This is a genomic window from Oleiphilus sp. HI0132 (assembly GCF_001635845.1).
This window is the reverse complement of sequence record NZ_LWGJ01000062.1, coordinates 1-975: the sequence shown is the minus strand read 5'-3', so window position 1 is coordinate 975 and position 975 is coordinate 1. Positions and strand designations below refer to the sequence as shown.

Here is a 975-nt window from a genome sequence, read left to right as displayed (position 1 = left end):
GACTTCCAAACCGTCTTCACCGGTATAGCCGGTGCGACAGAACATCCAATCGCCAGCTTCCAAGCCTTGGAACACTTTTAAACTATCGATAAGCTCGGCATTATCAGGAGAAGCCTGCTTAATGTTCTGTATAGCTTCGGGGCCTTGAATGGCCACCATGGCTAACTCGGGGCGCTCAATCAATTCCACATCAAATTTTTCAGCCTGCTTGTTCATCCAAGCCAGGTCTTTTTCTCGCGTACCGCAATTAACCACTAGGCGATAGTCTTTAGGCATACGATAAGCAATCAGGTCGTCGATCACACCACCCTTCTCATCCAACATGCCACTATAGAGTGCTTTGCCTGTTTCTTGCAGCTTGTCGACATCGTTCGCTAACAAATAACGAAGATAGTCACGAGAGTCTTTACCCTGTACATCAACAATTGTCATGTGCGACACATCGAACATACCCGCGCTTTGGCGCACAATTTTATGCTCTTCAATTTGAGAGCCATAATGCAAAGGCATGTCCCAGCCACCAAAATCTACTATCTTGGCACCGGAATCCTGATGCACCTCATATAATGCGGTTTTTGAGCCCAAGAGCATTCTCCGAGAAGTTAGGAATAAATAGAGTAAAATTAGAGCGGCATTTTACCTGATTGACTGGGGAAAAAACCACCAATTATTTTATAAGGCATAAATAGCGACGATTCGCTGACTATAAAAGAAAGTATTGCAGGGAAGGCAAAACCTTTTCAAAATCACAAAATGCATGATCACCACCGGCCTGAACCCAGAGTTTAGCCTTAGGCAGACATGCTAAAGCCTGTGCGAAATCCAAGACCTCATCTCCGGTTTGCGTCATGATATAAACATTATCCGAACTGACCAACGAAGCATTCTGCTTAGGGCTTAGTTCCAAAGACTTTAACTCATCCATATGTGAAGGTAATACAGTGTAGGTTTCGCCAGAGTAGTAGTTAGTATTCT

1 protein-coding gene and 1 pseudogene are annotated in these 975 nt (G+C 44.3%); both read right to left on the bottom strand.

The window, feature by feature from the left end:
- Positions 1-585, bottom strand: a pseudogene (gene gcvT / locus A3766_RS00925) (glycine cleavage system aminomethyltransferase GcvT); the annotation flags it as partial.
- 118 nt (positions 586-703) lie between these two features.
- The coding region (locus A3766_RS00920) for a YqiA/YcfP family alpha/beta fold hydrolase (protein WP_304440915.1) at positions 704-975 on the bottom strand (272 nt) is incomplete at its 5' end.